Here is a 17,283-nt window from a genome sequence, read left to right on the forward strand (position 1 = left end):
TTCGCAAAGTACGGGCCTAAAGAAATCAGGGGAAAATCTATGTGGTCGCAAGTCCGGCGCGGGACGCGCTTGGTGTTGGGCGTAGTTTTTTTCGGCATGTTTTCGATGCACGCGTGGTCCCAATCGGCGCCGGTAACGCCCGAAAGCGAGTACCAGAAACGCATCAAGGTCAGTGAAGACATCCAACCGCTGGGCGAGAACCCATTCGGCGAGCACGTCAGCCTCTACACCGGCGCGACCTCGTTCGAACAGACGGACGTGAGTTCCAGCGGCATCGGTCCATCGATGCAGATCTCCCGGACATTCAATACGCCGGACCAGACGCCCAATGTTTCCTACCAGACTTTTCTAAACAACGCCTTTGTCGATTGGGCGCTCGAAGTGCCGCATATCGAGACGATGTCGGCGCCGGAAAAGAACACCGTCAATGGCCAGGTTGTGATTACCTGGTTTTTTATCGACGACTACTACGGCACGAATCGTTGCGATAGCTTGTCGCAGGCGCCGACGATGTTTGCCACTTCGGGCAACGTCACGGCCAACTACGATGTAGATAGCTGGTGGCATGGCTATCAGCTGATTGTTCCGGGAGCAGGGAGTCAGGATCTTCTAAGTCGAGACGCGTCCAACACCGTGGCTCCTCAGATGACTGCGGCGGATGGCTCTGCGATCTCGTTTCCGATCGTAACCAAAGAAAAATGGGCGGTCGGTTGTCTCGCCCAAACCGCCAATGGTTACCCAGGCAAGGGCTTTTTGGCTGTTTCGCCCGATGGCACCAAGTACTGGCTCGACTGGCTGATCTACAAGACCGCCGATGCCGTGGTTGGCCAGCCGGGCGTACCGCTGCAACGCCGTACCGTGATGATGATGGCGTCCAAGGTGCAGGACCGCTTTGGCAACACCGTCAACTACACCTACGACGGGAACGGCAATCTCACCGATATCCAGGCAAGCGATGGCAGGCAGATTCATCTGGCCTACGAGACCTGGCAGAACCCGACCAAGGATCCTTTCGGGAACTACTACAATCCAGCCGCATATCGCGTACATTCGGTAACGCTGCAGCCGTCGACTGGGTCGCCAAGAACCTGGAACTACACGTATGGCAGCGACCCTATTATTCCTCGCTTGAGTTCTGTCCAACTTCCGGATGGAAGCGCCTGGTCGTTCAACCTCGGTAGCATCGCTACGGTTCCGGGCGACGGTTATCTGATCGACGACGATAGTCCCTGCAACACCACGCCTAAGCCACAAGATGCGGTGACATCCTCAGCGAGCATGACGCATCCCTCGGGATTGTCGGCGACCTTTACCTTCCTGAGTACGATACGTGGGCGTTCTTATGTGCCCTATGTCTGTAACAACCCCAATGGCGCGGCGACGCTGCGCTTTCCCAGGATCTACAAACAAACGTCGCTGACTCAAAAGACCTTCACGGGAGCTGGCCTGCCCACGCAAACGTGGAGCTATAGCTATGCGGCGGCCAATTACAGTTGGGCGAGCGACTGTGCTTCGGGCTGCCCGGCTACCGCCACCACCGATGTGATCGATCCGGCCGGCCGCGATACCAAGTACACCTTCAGTAATAAGTTTGATGCCACCGAAAGTCTGCTTCTGGAGACGGACTATTACGTGGGCGGCGCGGGCTCTGCGTTGGCGCGCTCCGAAGTAAGCAGCTATGCCAGTCCCACCGGCAATACGTGGCCGGCGGTTATCGGCAATACGCAGCAGCTGTCGGTGAACAACGACCAGCTGGGTCGTTACGCGCCCGAAAACCAGCGTGTCACCACGCAGGACGGAGATACCTATACGTGGTTGGCCGAAGCGTTCGATGTCTTTGCGCAGCCGACCAAGATCAAGCGCTACAACTCGATTGCCGGTCAGACCGCGATCGAAGAGCAGACGACGCTACTGAACGATCTGCCGCATTGGGTACTGGGGTTGCCGCAAGAGACGGACAACCTCACCAACGGCGAGACCGAAAGCGTCAATACCTATAACCTGTCCAATGTGACGCTGCAGTCGCGTTCGCGCTTCGGCCAGTCGTTGATGAGCTACGGCTACGACGCGCAGGGCAACCTGGCGAGCTTCACCGATCCCAGCAATCACACGACGAACTTAAGCAACTACAAGCGCGGCATCCCGCAGACCATCGGCTATCCCGACGGTCATGGGCAGAGCCTCGTCGTCGATGACTTTGGTCAGATCAGCAGTCTTACCGATCAGGCAGGCAATACCACCAGCTACAGCTACGATGCGATCGGTCGTATCACGGGGATCACGTATCCGGCCGGCGACGAAGTGGCCTGGGCGCCCAAAACGTTCAGCTACGCCTTGGTCCCTAGCGCGGAGCGTGGTATCGCCGCCAATCACTGGCGTCGCATCACCACGCAAGGCAATGCCGTCAGCATGACCTACTTCGATACGATGCTGCGACCGATCCTGTCGGACACCGGTATCGCTGGCCAGACGTCGACCAGCACAGTGCGTACCGACTACGACTGGAAAAGCCAGAAGATCTTCGTGTCCTATCCGGGTTCGGCTAGTCCCGATATCACCGCGCTGACCACCGGCACGCACAGCGTGTACGACGCGCTGGAGCGCCTGACCGATACCCAGCAGGATTCGGAACTGGGCACGCTGACCACGCACACGGCGTATCTGTCCGGTGCTCGCCAGCAGGTCACCGATCCCAAGAGCAACGTCACTACGACGGCGTACCAGGTCTTCGATCAGCCGGCGTATCAGTCGGTGATCCAGGTTCAGGCGCCGGGTGGCATCACCCAGACCATCAGTCGCGATATCTACGGCAACCCGCTGTCGATCACCCAATCGGGCCTGTACGGCACCGAGACCGACACGGTCACCAAGACGCTGACCTACGACAGCTTCCATCGCCTGTGCCGCACGGCCGAACCGGAAAGCGGCAGCGAAGTCACCGCCTACGATGCGGCCAACAATATCGCCTGGACCGCCTCGGGTCTGAGCATCACCGGCACCGGGTGCGGCCAGGAACAGGTCGCGGATGCGGCCAAGACCAACCGCAGCTACGACGCGATGAATCGCGTGCTGACCCTGGTGCCACCCAGCGGCACGCAGAGCACGACCTATACCTACGATCCGTTGGGTAACGTGCAGACCAGTGCTTCCGGTATCGCTACCTGGACGGCGGCACGCAACAAGCTGGCCCAGCTGACCTCGGAAACCTTGAACGTCACCGGCAACGGCAGCAACGTGCTGCGTTATAGCCACGATGCCAATGGCCACGTGGCGACGATCAGCTACCCCGATGGCCTGGTGGTCAACTACGCCCCCGATGCCTTGGGCCGCCCGACCCAGGCCGGCAGCTTTGCCAGCAACCTGAGTTATTTCCCCGACGGCGATGTTGAGCACTTCACCTTCGGCAATGGCGCGGACTACCTGGTGCAGAAGAACACCCGCCAGCTGCTGAGCAACTTCAGCTACGCCAAGGGCAGCACGCTGAATCTGAGCGAAGACTTCGTCTACGACCCGAACGGCAATATCACCAACATCAACGATCTGGCCGGTGGCCCGCGCACCAAGAGCTTCGGTTACGACGCGCTCAACCGCCTGACCAGTGCCCAGGCCACCGGTCTATGGGGCACGGAAACCTACAGTTACGATCCGCTCAACAATATCCGCAGCCGGGTCAGTGACGGTCAGACCTATAGCTACAACTACGATGCGACGAATCGTCTGGCCAGCATCACCAACGGCAGCACGACCACCTTCAGCTTCGGCTACGACAACCGCGGCAATGTCACGACCAAGAACACTACCAGCCTGGTGTTCGACCAGAAGAACCAGCTGACGCAGATTCCGGGCCTCGACAGCTATGCCTACGATGCCTCGGGTCGGCGTGTATTGAAGACCCCAACCAGCGGCAACCCGACCTATTACTTCTATACCCAGGACGGCCAGCTGCTGTACCAGTTCGAGGCGAACTCGACCAAGAGCACCGATTACATCTTCCTGGGCAAGAAGCTGATTGCACGTAACGAGGGCTATGCCACCACGGTCACCGGCAATGTCGATGGCGTCAACATCGATGGCTCGGGCAATGCGACGGTCTCGGGCTGGGCGTGCTCAACGGGCATACCGGCGTCCATCACGGTGGAAGTGTTCGCCGGCGGTCCCTCCGGGGGCGGCGGGACGCGGGTGGCGGCCGCCACGGCGAACCAGGCCAGTGAGCCGGCGGTGGCAGCCATCTGCCAGACCAGCGGCACGACCTACCGTTTCAGCATTCCGCTGACGACGGCGATCCGCTCGCAGTACGCGGGCATGCTGATCTATATGTACGGCGATTCGCCGGTGGGTAACGGCAACCTGGTGTTGAACGGTTCGGGGAGCTTCCAGGTGCCGGCTGCCCCCACGGCCCCGGCTGCGCCGACCAGTGCCACGGCGACCGTTGCCGGCGATCTGAGCAGCCTCACCGTGACCTGGAGCAGTTCCGCCACAGCCACCAGCTACGTGCTGCAGCAGAAACAGAACAGCAACCCGTGGAACCAGATTCTCAACAGCAACGTCACCAGCTACACGCTGAGCAACCCGGTGGATGCCAGCTACAGCTACCAGGTGCAGGCGTGCAATGCGAACGGCTGCAGCGCGTTCAAGGCATCCAACACGGTCAGCGTGGCGCATCTGCCGACCACGCCGTCCAGCATCAGTGCGCCGAGTAGCAGCACGGGCACGATCGGTATCAGCTGGGCGGCCGCCACGTATGCGACCAGCTATACGCTGGAACAGAGTCTCAATGGCGGTGCCTATGCGGCGATCTACAGTGGTGCGGCCACCAGTAACAGCTTCAGCGTCGGAGCGACCGGCAGCTATACCTATCGCGTGAAGGCCTGTAATGCGAACGGCTGCAGTGGTTATGTCACCAGCGGTGCGGTGGCGGTGACGATCCCGCCAACCAGCGCACCCGGTATCGGTGTGCCCAGTAGCAGCAATACCGGTAGCTATACGGTGAGCTGGAACGGTGTCGCCGGTGCAACGACCTATGTCCTGCAAGAGCAGGTCAACGGTGGTGGCTGGACGACAGTTCAGAATGCCAATGTGGGTAGCTGGGCGGCGAGCGGAAAGGGCAACGGTACCTACGGGTATCAAGTGCAAGGCTGCAATGCTGGCGGATGCGGGCCGTTCAGTGCCACAGGTTCGGTAACGGTGGCGCTAGTTCCTGCGGTACCGACCGGGGCGTGGGTGCAAACATACTTCCCGAACTCCAAGGTCGAGGACTACCGAGCCACTTGGAATGCGGTCAGTGGGGCGACTCGTTACGAAGCCATACGCAACGATACCGGCGCCAGTGTTTATAGCGGTACAGCAACCAACTTTATTATCGGCTCGGCTTTCCTTCCGGATACACCGGAGTACTACCAGTTCTCCGTGCGCGCATGCAATGCGGTTGGATGTTCGGCTTGGGCGATTGGGGTCTGATCGTGGCGAATAGAGAAAATGAAGCAGTGAGCGATCAAGTTCAAGTGCAATGCGTTCGGAATGTGTGGCATTCATTGCATCCTGTCGACTTTTCTTCAACCAGAAGGTCGAATGCCATAACAATATTGCGAGGGGCATTTTTTATCCGCTTCACTATGCTTATGTTCGCAGTCGTGGCGGTGTCGTCCTCGCCTAAATTGTATGCTGGCAATGTAACCTACATTTATACAGATCCCCAAGGAACACTGCTTGCGGAGGCTGATTCTCAAGGCAATGTCATCAGTACTTCTGACTATAGACCATACGGTCGGCAAGCCCTGGGAAACGCAAAAGACGGCCCAGGCTATACCGCGCAGGTGAACGATACTGATGCCGGTCTAATGTACATGCAGGCTAGATACTATGATGAACAAGTTGGAGCGTTTTTGAGCACGGACGCACAGGGCGTACATGCTGGCAACATATTTAATTTTGACCGTTTTGGGTATGCTTACAACAATCCGATTGCTCTGCAGGATCCGAGCGGAATGGTTCCTACTCGGGGCAGTCAAGATGGCTATCCGTTTGAATACTACGGGCCAGATAGCGGTATGTGCGACAGTTGCAATAGCGCTACAGTGGCTCAGGCCCAATCCACGAGTCAGGGAACGGATTCGAACAATAAGCAGGTTCTATCATACAAGACGTTAAGTGACTCGAGAGGACTGGCTGATGGATCCTTAGACTGGAAGATAAAATGGATTTTAAAGTCGGCTTCGAAGAATGGTGGTTACATAATTCAGGAGTTTGCCGCAAGGGCTGACGCAAAAGACTCAGATGGTAAGAGTATGGGTACGTTTTACACGCATTTTTGGGAAGCTTTTCATGTAAGTAAAGGTGAGACGTCAATGGATAATATGAATGATTATGACGATGAATTTCGTTTTGGAGGTGCTCCGGGGAGTGCCAGTGGACACTATTCAGCGGAAGGTACCGCGAGATTCTATGAGGGCTTGACGCTCCCATCAGATTTTGTGCCGGGTTCAGTGAGATATGCTGGTGATCTTCCTGCGACGACAGTCAATCCAAATCTATCGTCGAAAAATGCAACAGATCCCGTGGTAAGAAAGGTCTCGACTTCCTGGGGAACAAAATGATTAAAGTGCTACTCTTTTTCTTTCTGTCTATGGCGCCGCTGACGTTATTTGCAGATCAAAGTAACCAAGTTGAAATGTCTAACAATGACAGGGTCTTGCTTGACCTGTTAAAAAAAGTTGCTTCGTCGCATGATGAGGCGGCACAGGTTGGTTTGATGAGTGATTTTCAAAAGAAAATAGAAGATATGGATATTTCGGATCGATCCAGATTGAATTTGTCAGTTATAAAGAATGTATCTGGTCTGCTTAGTAACAAGAATGCTTATATAAGATCATCTGCGGCGCGTTCTTTAGGGGATATTGGTCAGGCGGCCTGTTCAGAAAAGCCTTTATTGGAAAAGGCTTTATACGACGAAGAGCATCCGCCCGGTGTCTTTAAGGTTTTTCCATCACATGGAAACGAAGGTGTTTTAAGAGAGGCTATATTAAAGATGCATTGCGATTGACGTTTTGCTGGGCTATGAAGTGTCGTCCGACCTGGTTAGCCTCTGCTTTCCTTGCTATTTGTATGCGATGATCGCATAAAGACTATAAAGATTATTCAATTGAAGCATGGTGCGTGCCTATTTAGCATGATCAACCATTCTTCACGCAAGGCCTCGCTGTCATGCAGTACGCCACACGCCCCAAGCTGGCTGTCGAGCCCGCTCAGGAGCAGCTCGAAACCCTGACCGGGCCGTTGACCTTCCTGTTTGCGCTAGCCGTTGGCGTAATCATCGTGAATCTTTCGGCTGCACAGCCACTTACGGGGCCGGTGGGGCAGGCATTGCATCTACCGTCATCGTGGACCGGGTTGGTGGCGATGTTGCCACAGTTGGGCTATGCGGTAGGCATGTTGTTTCTGGTGCCGTTGGCGGATCTGTTCGAGAACCGGAGTCTGACGGTGGTGACCTTGAGCTGTTGCGCGGTGATGCTCGGTCTGGCGGCGATTGCGCCAACCGCTCCGTGGTTCCTGTTTGCCGTGTGCATCGCTGGCGCAACGTCGTGCGCAATCCAGATTCTGGTGCCGCTGGCGGCGGCGATGGCGCATCCGGATCGTCGTGGCACGGCGGTCGGTAATGTAATGAGCGGGGTGATGATCGGCATTCTGCTATCGCGGCCGTTGGCGAGCGTGGTGGCAGGTAGTTATGGCTGGCGCTCGTTTTACGGCCTGCTGGCGATGATGAATGCTGTATTGGCCTTCGCTCTGTTTCGCTGGTTGCCGCAGCGGCATCCTGAGCGTGTCAGTTCCTATCGGGCCTTGATGACCTCCTTGGTCACGCTGTGGAAGCGCGAGCCGGTGCTGCGCCGCTATTCGCTTTCTGCGGCGATCGGCATGAGTGCGTTCACCGCGTTCTGGACGGCAGTGGGTTTGCGGTTGGTGCAGCAGCCGTTTGGACTGAGTGCGCATGGCGTGGCGTTGTTCGCGTTTGCGGGTGTGGCGGGAACGGTGGTTGCGCCTATTGCGGGGCGTATCGGTGACCGCGGTTACAGCGTGGCTGGGATGCCGGTTGCGCATGCCATCATGGTTCTGGGCGTGTTGATTGCCGCGATGGCGGGAGCCGGCTGGTTTGGGTTTTCGCTTGATGCGCACCCGATGCTTGCATTGGGGGCGTTGGTGCTTGCGGCTATCGTTATCGATGCCGGGGCCATTGGCGATCAGACGCTTGGGCGGCGTGCGGTGAATATGTTGGATCCGGCAGCGCGCAGTCGATTGAATGGGTTGTTTGTCGGCGTGTTTTTTGTGGGTGGAGGTGCGGGGGCGCTGGCTGCAGGCGCTGCCTGGGCGGCTGCGGGGTGGAGCGGGGTGTGTGTGCTTTGCCTTGTGCTGTGTGCGCTGGCGTTTGCGTTGGATATTGTTTCCCGGCGGGCTATGTTGGCCTCGCGGATTTAGAGCGGTTGCGAATGCACGATTGCGCTGTGGTTGGTCGCGTATCCGCTCAGGGCTCGATATCGATCGGCCCGCCAGGCGCTTCGCTGATCGCCAACACATGCATATCGGCCCGATAACGATCCACATGAAAACCATCTGACTGCCGCTTAGCCGTCCGCTTTGCCTGGGCGGCCAGGCTGGCGACGCTCTCGGCTTCAGTGGGGAAATCGTCGACGATGGCTACGGCGCCGACCGAGACGGTGGTCAGCGGAAAGAAGCGCAGGTTGCCGTGGCGGTCCTCGGCTTCGATCCCGCCGCGTAGCCGGTCGACATCGTCGAACAAGGTGGCGGCCATGGTGTTGAAGCGCTCGCGCATCTGCCGGCAACGTTCTTCCCAGTCGTTGCTCTGAAACAGCACGATGAAATCGTCGCCGCCGATATGCCCGACGAAGTCGCTGTCCTGGCGCAGGTCGCCTGTCAGGGCGCTGGCCAGCAAGCGGATCATTTCGTCGCCGCGGAAATAGCCGTAGTGATCGTTGAAGGGCTTGAAGAAGTCCAGGTCGAAATAGGTCGTCACGAACGGCCGTCGCGCCTGCAACAGGCGCTCGAGATGTTCGGTAACCGGGATGTTGCCGGGCAGGAAGGTCAATGGGTTGGCATAGCGCGCGGCTTCGACACGAATTTCGGTCACTCTGCGCACCAGCGATTCGCCGGTGCCCAGGCCGAGATACATGCCACCACGCGTGATGATGAAACCATCACTCAGATAACGCTGATCTTCGCCGCGCAGGATGTCGGCCATGCTTTGCAGCGATTGCTCGGCATCGCAAAGCAGGGGCGCGTCGTTCATGAACGCGGTACAGACCTTGCGTGCGAACAACTCGCGCGCGAACGGCTGGGCCATCCGTTCGGTGAAATGGCGGCGATTGATGATGCCCACGGGCCTGCCTTGGTCGACCACGGCAATGGCGTGCAGACGCTCATGCAAGGAGAAGATCGCCGCCACGTGGTCGTTGTTCTGCGCTAGCGATACGGCCGGCGCTTCGATCAACAAGTGCTCCGCCTTGAGCGGCCGCGCGGTGACCGGGCCGCTTAAACTGGGCGGCACGACGACATCCGGATCGGTGACGGCATCGATGTATTGCCGGCTCACCTGGACGATCGGCACCGGCGCGGGACGAGCAATCAGAAAGCCTTGCGCATAGGGGATGCGAAGTTCGCGCAGCATGCGCAGGTCGTCGGCATCTTCGACACCTTCGCCGACCAGGTCCGCGCCCAGGGTTTCGGCCACGGTGCAGAGCGCACGCACGATGGCCAGCTTCTCCGCGCTGCGCGAAAGGCCGTTGATCAGGTAGCGGTCGATTTTTACCACCTCCGGATGAATCTCGTTCCACATCTCGAAGTTGGAATGGCCGTTACCGAAATCGTCCAGCGCGATGCGGATGCCGCTGGCGCGCAGGTAACCCAGGCTGTGCGCGAGCTTGGCCGCATCCTCGACGATGTCGCGTTCGGTCAGTTCGATGGTGACGCGGCTGAGGTCGAAGCCCGGCACGGTCAAGGCGTCGATCACGTCTTCGGGCCTGACGCCGGCTTGCAGGATGGCATGCGCGCTGAGGTTGATCAGCAGGCGACCACCAACGCCGGTTTGCGCAAACTGGTTGACGATGCAGCGCGCGGCGCCGAGTTCGAAATCGGCCAGGCGGCCGCGCGCCCGCGCCAGGTCCAACAGATCGATCGGTGTCAGCGCCGTGCCGGCCAGGACGGAACGTATCAGCCCTTCGTGCGCCACGACCGCATGCGTTTCGATATGTACGACCGGCTGGAAATGGGCGGTCAGCGCATCGGAGGCCAGCGCCTGGTCAAGCAGCGATCGTTCTCGCTCGGCGGCGTCGGACATGGCTTTGATCATCACAAGGCTGCTCTCGGAAAGCGCAGAACTGGCAGATTTCATCGGCGCTTCGGGCGGAAACTTGATGTCGGCGACGAGCCGACGTTGCAGCGCGACATGATGCGTCTGCTTATGTGGCAAACGGATGTCAAACACCCAAGATTTCATGACAGTGCCGGCCGCGACCCCTGCCAGAAGTCGTGTGTCCTCGGGTGTCGTTGCGGCCTATGATCGTTATGTTATAACGTTTCTTATCGAGCCGGAGCCGCCATGAAACTTGTCCTGTCGCTAACCGTCGGTGTGGTGCTGGCATCGTCCCCGGTGGCCGCGTCCGCTCAGACGGTGCGCCAGCAACAGCCCCATGTGCATGGCACGACCACGGTGGATGTCGGGCTGGACGCGACAGTGCTGCAGGTTGTGCTGGATGCCCCAGCCATCAACATGCTCGGTTTCGAACACCCGCCGCACGATGGGCAGCAGAGCAAGCAGGTGGCCGATGTTCTCGCCACCATGCGCGATCCAGCGCCCTGGTTGATTCCGGCGAGCGCGGCTGCCTGCGTGCTGACCCATAGTAGCGTGCAGGCGCGCGGGCTCGATCCAGCCGTGGTTACGCAAGGTCATGCGGATATCGATGCACGCTACGACTATCGCTGCACCCAGCCTGGTCGGCTGGACCATATCGATATCCACCTAGCTGATCGTTACCCCGCGACGCATCGCCTGGTGGTCAATATCGTGTTGCCGCAAAAACAGGATCGGCAAGAGCTGGGGCAGGGCGAATATCGCGTGATGTTGGCACCGTGATTCCGTGGGGCGATGCGATGTTGCTGAGTTGCCTCGATCTGCGCTTTGGCTGGGACAAGAGCGATGTCATTGCCTTGTCGCGCTTCGAGGTCGCGCGCGGCGAGCGCGTTTTCGTCTGCGGTCCGAGCGGCAGCGGTAAAAGCACGTTGCTCAGTTTGCTGGCCGGAATTGCGGTGCCGCGCGAAGGCCACGTGCGCGTCGAAGATACGGTGTTGTCCAGCTTGCCGGCTGCGGCACGCGATCGGTTTCGCGCCGATCATATCGGTTACATCTTTCAACAATTCAATCTGCTGCCGTATCTGGGCGTGCTCGACAACGTATTGCTGAGCTGCGCATTTTCGCCGCGACGCGAACAGCGCGCCGGCGGGCACGTGGCCGCTCGCCTGGAAGCCATCCGCCTGCTCGCGGCGTTGGGCCTGGATGAAACCAGCCTGCGCAAACGCAGGGTGACCGAACTGAGTGTGGGGCAGCAGCAACGCGTTGCCGCCGCGCGTGCCTTGATCGGCAGTCCGGAGCTGATCATTGCCGACGAACCTACCTCGGCCCTGGACACCGATGCGCGCGATATCTTTCTTCGCCTGCTGCTGGCCGAATGCGAACGCGCCAGCAGCAGCCTGGTGTTCGTCAGCCACGACATGGCGCTCGCCCGTCATTTCGATCGGGTGGTCAAGTTGGGCGCCCGCACCATGCAACGGGAGCCGGCATGATGGGTGCCTTGGGCCTTGCGCTACGTAGTTTGCGGCAGCGGCGTGTCGCCGCGGTGCTTACGGTGGTCACTATCGCCTTGAGCGTATGGCTGCTACTGGGTGTCGAGCGATTGCGCCAGGATGCGCGCAGCAGTTTTGCCAGCACCGTATCGGGTACCGACTTGATCGTGGGCGCGCGTTCGGGGCCGGTGAACCTGCTGTTGTACTCGGTGTTCCACCTGGGCGATGCCACCAACAACGTGTCCTGGCAGAGCTACAAGGAAATTGCCGCTTTACCCGAGGTCCGCTGGACCGTACCGATTTCCCTTGGCGATTCGCACCGCGGTTTTCGTGTCATGGGTACCACGGCGGAGTTTTTCCAACGCTATCGGTATGGCAGCGATCATGAGCTCGTGTTCGAGCAAGGCCACGCCTTTGGCGATCTTTACGATGCGGTCATCGGCGCTCAGGTAGCGCGCCAGTTGAATTACCACGTTGGGCAATCGCTGGTGATCGCACACGGCTTCGGCGGGATGCGGCAGATGCTGCATGCCGATAAGCCCTTCCGCGTGGCCGGCGTGCTCGCGCCGACCGGTACCCCGGTCGATGCGAGCGTCATCGTGAGCTTGCAGGCCATCGAAGCGATTCACGTCGACTGGCAGTCGGGCATGCGTCTTCCGGGGCAGGCGGTCAGCGCGGATCAGGCGCGTGGCATGGACCTGACGCCGACGTCGATCACGGCGTTCCTGGTCGGACTCAACTCACGGCTTTCGTCGTTCGCGGTACAACGCGCGGTCAACGAATACACCCAGGAACCCTTGCAGGCGATCTTGCCCGGCGTCGCGCTCAGCCAGCTATGGGGCCTCGTCGGCGCCGCCGAGGGCGCATTGCGTGCGATCAGTGCGATGGTTGTGCTGGTCGGCTTGTGCGGCATGCTGACCGCATTGCTGACGACGCTCAACGAACGTCGACGAGAAATGGCGATCCTGCGTGCGGTCGGCGCTTCGGCAAGAACCGTATTCCTGCTGCTGGTGCTCGAAGCAGGGCTGCTTGCGGTGGCGGGAATCGTGCTGGGTGTAGCGCTCATGTACGTCACTCTATTCGTCCTGCACGGTTTTCTTGCCGGGCAACTCGGGCTCAACCTGAGCCTTGGGTTTCCTGGCGCCAACGAATGGCTGTTGATCGCCGCTGTGATCGGCGCGGCACTGCTTGCCGGTTGCCTCCCTGCATGGATTGCCTATCGCCGTTCGCTTGCCGACGGTTTGCAGGTGCATCTGTGAGAAAGTTTGTTCTTATCGCGATCTTTGCGCTGGTCGGATGCGCCCGCCAGTCTGGTGACGAAGCGGGTCCCGCCACCGCGGGAACCAGCGCGCAGGCGGTATTAGCGCGTGCCGAAGCGAGTGCGCAAGCCGGTCGCCAGCAGCGTGCCAAGGCCATTGCCGATGGCACGCTTGCGGCGCAAGCGGTGGCTGCCTCGCGAGGCATCGCGCTGCCTGATGGGCTGGCTCCAGGCACGCTTGGCGATGCGGATGACGACGGTTACGCCGAGCTGGAATGGACGCGGATGATGCCCAAGGAAGACTACGACCAGCTGCAGCATGCGCCGCCGGTCGTGCATATCGGCAACAAGCAGGGCAAGCAGATCGGCACGTTGCATACGATCCCCGCACTGGCTGGTCGAAAGGTTCGGCTGTCCGGCTATGTCGTGCCGCTCGCTTCGGACGACCAGAACCGCATGACCGAGTTCTTTTTCGTGCCGTTCTATGGCGCCTGCATCCACGTACCGCCACCGCCGCCGAACATGATGGTGCACGTGGTGCTCGCACATGGCATCGACCCGCCGCAGCTATGGGATCCGTATTGGCTGCGCGGCGTGCTGCGTATCGAGACCACCAGCAACAGCATGGCTGCATCCGCCTACGACATGCAGCAAGCGGCCTTGCTTCCCTATAACGAAGATCACGCCAAGGATTTGCGCCACGCGTTCGAGTGATGCGTGCGCGCTGTTCCGTCCACCCTGCCCAACAGGTCAACGATCATGTCCGACCGCCTTCCCGTTACCGTACTTTCCGGCTTTTTAGGTGCCGGCAAGACGACTCTCTTGAACCATCTGCTGCTGAACCGCGAAGGGCGTCGCCTCGCGGTGATCGTCAACGATATGAGCGAGGTCAATATCGACGCCGACCTGGTACGCGAGAGCGGCTTTACGCTGACGCGCACCGACGAGCGCCTGGTCGAGTTCAGCAACGGCTGCATCTGCTGTACCTTGCGGGACGATCTGATGCGAGAGGTACGACGGCTCGCCGAAGAAGGCAGTTTCGACTATCTGTTGATTGAATCGACCGGCATATCCGAGCCGATGCCGGTCGCCGCAACGTTCCATGTTCGCGACGAGGCCGGTTTCAGCCTTTCTGACGTGGCACGGCTGGACACCATGGTGACGGTGGTGGACGGCCGCAGCTTCGTCAACGATTTCTGTTCCAGCGACATGCTGGTGGCACGCGGTGAAACGGCGGGCGAGGACGATCAGCGTGCGCTGGTGCATCTATTGACCGACCAGATCGAGTTTGCCGATGTCATCGTGATCAACAAATGCGACACCCTGGGCGAGGCGCAGTTGGCTCAGCTTCGTCGCTTGTTACGCGCGCTCAACCGCAACGCGCGTTTGATCGAGGCCGAGTATGGCCGTGTACCGCTCGACAGCGTGCTCGATACCCATGCATTCGATCACGAGCAGGCCAAGCTCGCGCCCGGTTGGGTACAGGAGCTGATGGGCCAGCATCTGCCGGAAACCGAGGCATACGGCATCACCAGTTTCGTCTATACGAGCCGGCGTCCCTTTCATCCGGCACGCTTGCAGGACCTGCTCACGGGTGGCATTCCGGGCGTGCTTCGCGCCAAGGGCTTTTTCTGGTTGGCTAGCCGCATGGATTGGGTTGGCGAACTGATCGTTGCCGGTGGCGCTACCGAAACCAAGCCCGCAGGACTTTGGTGGGCAAGCCGGCATCGAAGCCGCCGCACCGGACAGCCGTTCAGCACAGCAGATATCGGCGTGCCGCCGCCGGGGCCGGCCGAGCTGGCCGATGCCGAACAACGCGAGGCGCTTCGTGCCACCTGGGATCCAACCTATGGCGATCGTCGCCAGGAATTGGTGCTGATCGGCATCGACCTGCCCGAGAGCGACATCCGGGCGGCGCTCAACCGCTGTCTGTTACGCGATCATGAGCTGATGGTCGGGCCGTTGGCGTGGTCGATGTTGCTCGATCCCTTTCCGCATTGGGAATTGCCTGCACGGCGTGCTTCGTAGCCCACGATGAGGAAGCACTGGCTGTTCGGTTGTCTCGTCCTGGCGGCCGTGCTGGCGGGCATGGCCTGGTGGCGGGCAGAGCGGGGGCCGGATGTCTATCAGACGCTTGTCGTTGTTCGGACCGAACAGCATCGTGTCGATGCCGGTGCATGGTTGTCGCCAGACAACCGCGGCGCCGTCGCTCGGCAACTCGAAGCGCATGACGGTTTCGAACACGACCTGCTGTTCCTGTTCAATAGCAGTCTCTACGGTAGATGCCATCCCGAGCACGCGCATGACATGGGGCGAATGGCGGTTGCGGCACGCTTGCCTGTGCTCGATGCCATGGCACCGCTCTGGCATCAGGATCCATCGTTGCGCGATGAGCTCTACCGCATGATCCGGTCGGTCGTTGCCGCAGCCGACTGCGATCGGCCGTTGTCGCTGGCCATAGGAAACTATGCGGCCACGTTGCAGCCGGCGCGTTACGCGGCATTCTTTCCCGATAGTTATTTCGATCCGGGCCTTGCCGCGCCGCCTAATGAATTTGCCGGTCGCAGCCTGGCAGAGCGTGTGGCTGATTCCTGTACTGCGGTCGGTTATGCGGTGTTACCCCTAGGTGGCGATCGGTCCTGGGTATGCTTGGGCGCCCGGGCATCCATGCGCCGTCACGTAATTGCCGATCTATGCGGTTCGGCTTTTGATCATGCGGCGCCCGATGCGTCTGCGTTGGCCCGGCTGATCGATACATCGTTGCAGGCTCTTCCACCTGCTTGCCGATAAAGGACGGCGACAAAGCCGCCGTTGCGCCTCACCGAATCGATCAAGCGACCGAGGATTGATTTTTCTCTACCAGCGCGCGACCTTGTCCGGACAACGCCGGGAGACACTCGATGAAACTGGTGACATGCGAACATGAAGGGCCGGTGTGGGTTGCCGAATGGGATCCGGAGCGAAAAGTCGTTCATCCTTTGCGTTTGGCCGACGGCGAGCCCGTGCATAGCATGATCGGCCTGATCCAGGCGCATCTGGCAGGTCACGATCATTGGCAACGTGGCGCAGAGATCGCGGTCGGGCAGGTCGCGCTGCTTGCGCCGATTCCTCGTCCGGCGAGAAATATATTCTGCGTAGGCAAGAATTATCGCGCCCACGCCGAAGAGTTCACGCGCAGCGGCTTCGATGCCGGCCAGCAAGCGAGCGATGCCATTCCCACGGCACCGATATTTTTCACCAAGCCACCCGAAACCGTCATTGCCCATGGCGAGGCCATCTGGGATGCCCAGGGCGTCACCGACGCGCTGGACTACGAAGCCGAGCTGGCGGTGGTGATCGGCCAGGGTGGCCGAGGTATCCGTAAAGCCGATGCGATGAAGCATGTTTTCGGCTACACGATCATTAACGACGTTACCGCACGTGACTGGCAGAAGCGCCACCAGCAGTGGTTTCTCGGCAAATCTTTCGACACGTTCGCGCCGATGGGGCCAGCACTGGTTACGGCCGATGAGATTGACGGGCAAAGCCTCGACCTGCGTTGCTACGTCAATGGGCAACTACGGCAGAGTGCGAATACACGTGATCTGATTTTCGATATTCCGACACTTATCGAAACCCTGTCTGCCGGGATCACGCTATATCCGGGCGACGTTATTGCGACAGGCACGCCAGAGGGCGTTGGCGTGGGTTTCAAACCACCCCGGTTTCTGCATCGTGGCGACGTGGTGAGGATCGAGATCGAAGGTATCGGGATACTGGAGAATCCGGTCGGCTAGGTGTTGGCCGCCGATATCATTGGCGGTCTGACCATCGCACGCGCAGACTCCAGTGCCTCGATCAGGCTCTTGCGGCCATAGGGTTTCATCAGGAATAGCGCGCGCTCCAATTGGCCGCGTCTGCCGGAGAACGCCTCCGGGTCGCCGGAAACGATGATGAAAGACCCGCCCCAGCCCTTGGCGGCGATGGCTTCGGCGACACGCATGCCATCCACGCCGTTACCAAGATTGACGTCCGCCAGCACGACGTCGATATCGTCGTTTTCGGCAATCAGTTGCATCGCCGTCGCCGGGGTCTGGGCAATATGATGCCGATAGCCGTAGGCACTCAGCAACGCCGTGGTGACGTCCAGGATGGTCAATTCGTCGTCGATAACGAGGATCGAACTCATGGGCGGGTATCCG

13 protein-coding genes are annotated in these 17,283 nt (G+C 59.7%); 11 read left to right on the forward strand and 2 right to left on the reverse strand.

What is annotated here, in order from left to right:
• Window positions 1-105 precede the first annotated feature (105 nt).
• From ACZ6WW_RS05860 to ACZ6WW_RS05875, 4 genes are all read left to right on the forward strand, one after another.
• The gene (locus ACZ6WW_RS05860; RefSeq protein WP_465273346.1) at window positions 106-5,457 is read left to right on the forward strand and encodes a hypothetical protein; all 5,352 of its coding nucleotides are present in this window, start codon (window positions 106-108) and stop codon (window positions 5,455-5,457) included.
• Window positions 5,439-6,593, forward strand: a complete 1,155-nt coding sequence (locus ACZ6WW_RS05865) for an RHS repeat domain-containing protein (RefSeq protein ID WP_465273347.1) — start codon at window positions 5,439-5,441, stop codon at window positions 6,591-6,593. The genes ACZ6WW_RS05860 and ACZ6WW_RS05865 overlap by 19 nt, the downstream gene beginning before the upstream one ends.
• Window positions 6,590-7,039, forward strand: a complete 450-nt coding sequence (locus tag ACZ6WW_RS05870) for a hypothetical protein (RefSeq protein WP_465273348.1) — start codon at window positions 6,590-6,592, stop codon at window positions 7,037-7,039. Before ACZ6WW_RS05865 ends, ACZ6WW_RS05870 begins: the two co-directional genes overlap by 4 nt.
• A 161-nt stretch (window positions 7,040-7,200) precedes the next feature.
• Window positions 7,201-8,466 (forward strand): MFS transporter, encoded by a 1,266-nt coding sequence (locus ACZ6WW_RS05875; protein ID WP_465273349.1) that lies wholly within the window; start codon window positions 7,201-7,203, stop codon window positions 8,464-8,466.
• A 46-nt stretch (window positions 8,467-8,512) separates the two neighbouring features.
• Here the strand turns inward: ACZ6WW_RS05875 and ACZ6WW_RS05880 are convergent, their stop codons facing one another.
• Complete coding sequence (locus ACZ6WW_RS05880; RefSeq protein WP_465273350.1) at window positions 8,513-10,501, reverse strand: GGDEF domain-containing protein; 1,989 nt, start codon at window positions 10,499-10,501, stop codon at window positions 8,513-8,515.
• 102 nt (window positions 10,502-10,603) lie between these two features.
• Between ACZ6WW_RS05880 and ACZ6WW_RS05885 the strand changes: the two genes are divergently transcribed.
• The 7 genes from ACZ6WW_RS05885 (at window position 10,604) to ACZ6WW_RS05915 (ending at window position 16,878) form a co-directional block, all read left to right on the forward strand.
• Entirely contained in the window at window positions 10,604-11,137 is a 534-nt protein-coding gene (locus ACZ6WW_RS05885) for a ZrgA family zinc uptake protein (RefSeq protein WP_465273351.1), read from the forward strand.
• Window positions 11,138-11,154: 17 nt separating this feature from the next.
• Window positions 11,155-11,844 carry an ABC transporter ATP-binding protein gene (locus ACZ6WW_RS05890; RefSeq protein WP_465273352.1) on the forward strand — a complete coding sequence of 230 codons (690 nt, stop codon included), beginning with the start codon at window positions 11,155-11,157 and terminating at the stop codon, window positions 11,842-11,844.
• Window positions 11,841-13,103 (forward strand): ABC transporter permease, encoded by a 1,263-nt coding sequence (locus ACZ6WW_RS05895; protein ID WP_465273353.1) that lies wholly within the window; start codon window positions 11,841-11,843, stop codon window positions 13,101-13,103. The genes ACZ6WW_RS05890 and ACZ6WW_RS05895 overlap by 4 nt, the downstream gene beginning before the upstream one ends.
• Window positions 13,100-13,816 (forward strand): DUF3299 domain-containing protein, encoded by a 717-nt coding sequence (locus ACZ6WW_RS05900; protein ID WP_465273354.1) that lies wholly within the window; start codon window positions 13,100-13,102, stop codon window positions 13,814-13,816. The genes ACZ6WW_RS05895 and ACZ6WW_RS05900 overlap by 4 nt, the downstream gene beginning before the upstream one ends.
• A gap of 45 nt (window positions 13,817-13,861) precedes the next feature.
• The gene (locus ACZ6WW_RS05905; protein ID WP_465273355.1) at window positions 13,862-15,130 is read left to right on the forward strand and encodes a GTP-binding protein; all 1,269 of its coding nucleotides are present in this window, start codon (window positions 13,862-13,864) and stop codon (window positions 15,128-15,130) included.
• Between the two features lie 6 nt (window positions 15,131-15,136).
• A complete protein-coding gene (locus ACZ6WW_RS05910) occupies window positions 15,137-15,892 on the forward strand; it encodes a hypothetical protein (RefSeq protein ID WP_465273356.1) in 756 nt (251 codons plus the stop codon).
• Between the two features lie 110 nt (window positions 15,893-16,002).
• Window positions 16,003-16,878 carry a fumarylacetoacetate hydrolase family protein gene (locus ACZ6WW_RS05915; protein ID WP_465273357.1) on the forward strand — a complete coding sequence of 292 codons (876 nt, stop codon included), beginning with the start codon at window positions 16,003-16,005 and terminating at the stop codon, window positions 16,876-16,878.
• Here ACZ6WW_RS05915 and ACZ6WW_RS05920 read toward each other — a convergent pair.
• Window positions 16,875-17,270 (reverse strand): response regulator, encoded by a 396-nt coding sequence (locus ACZ6WW_RS05920; protein WP_465273358.1) that lies wholly within the window; start codon window positions 17,268-17,270, stop codon window positions 16,875-16,877. The two genes, ACZ6WW_RS05915 and ACZ6WW_RS05920, sit on opposite strands and share 4 nt — an antisense overlap.
• Window positions 17,271-17,283: the final 13 nt, after the last annotated feature.

Source organism: Dyella sp. NPDC103356 (assembly GCF_055584465.1).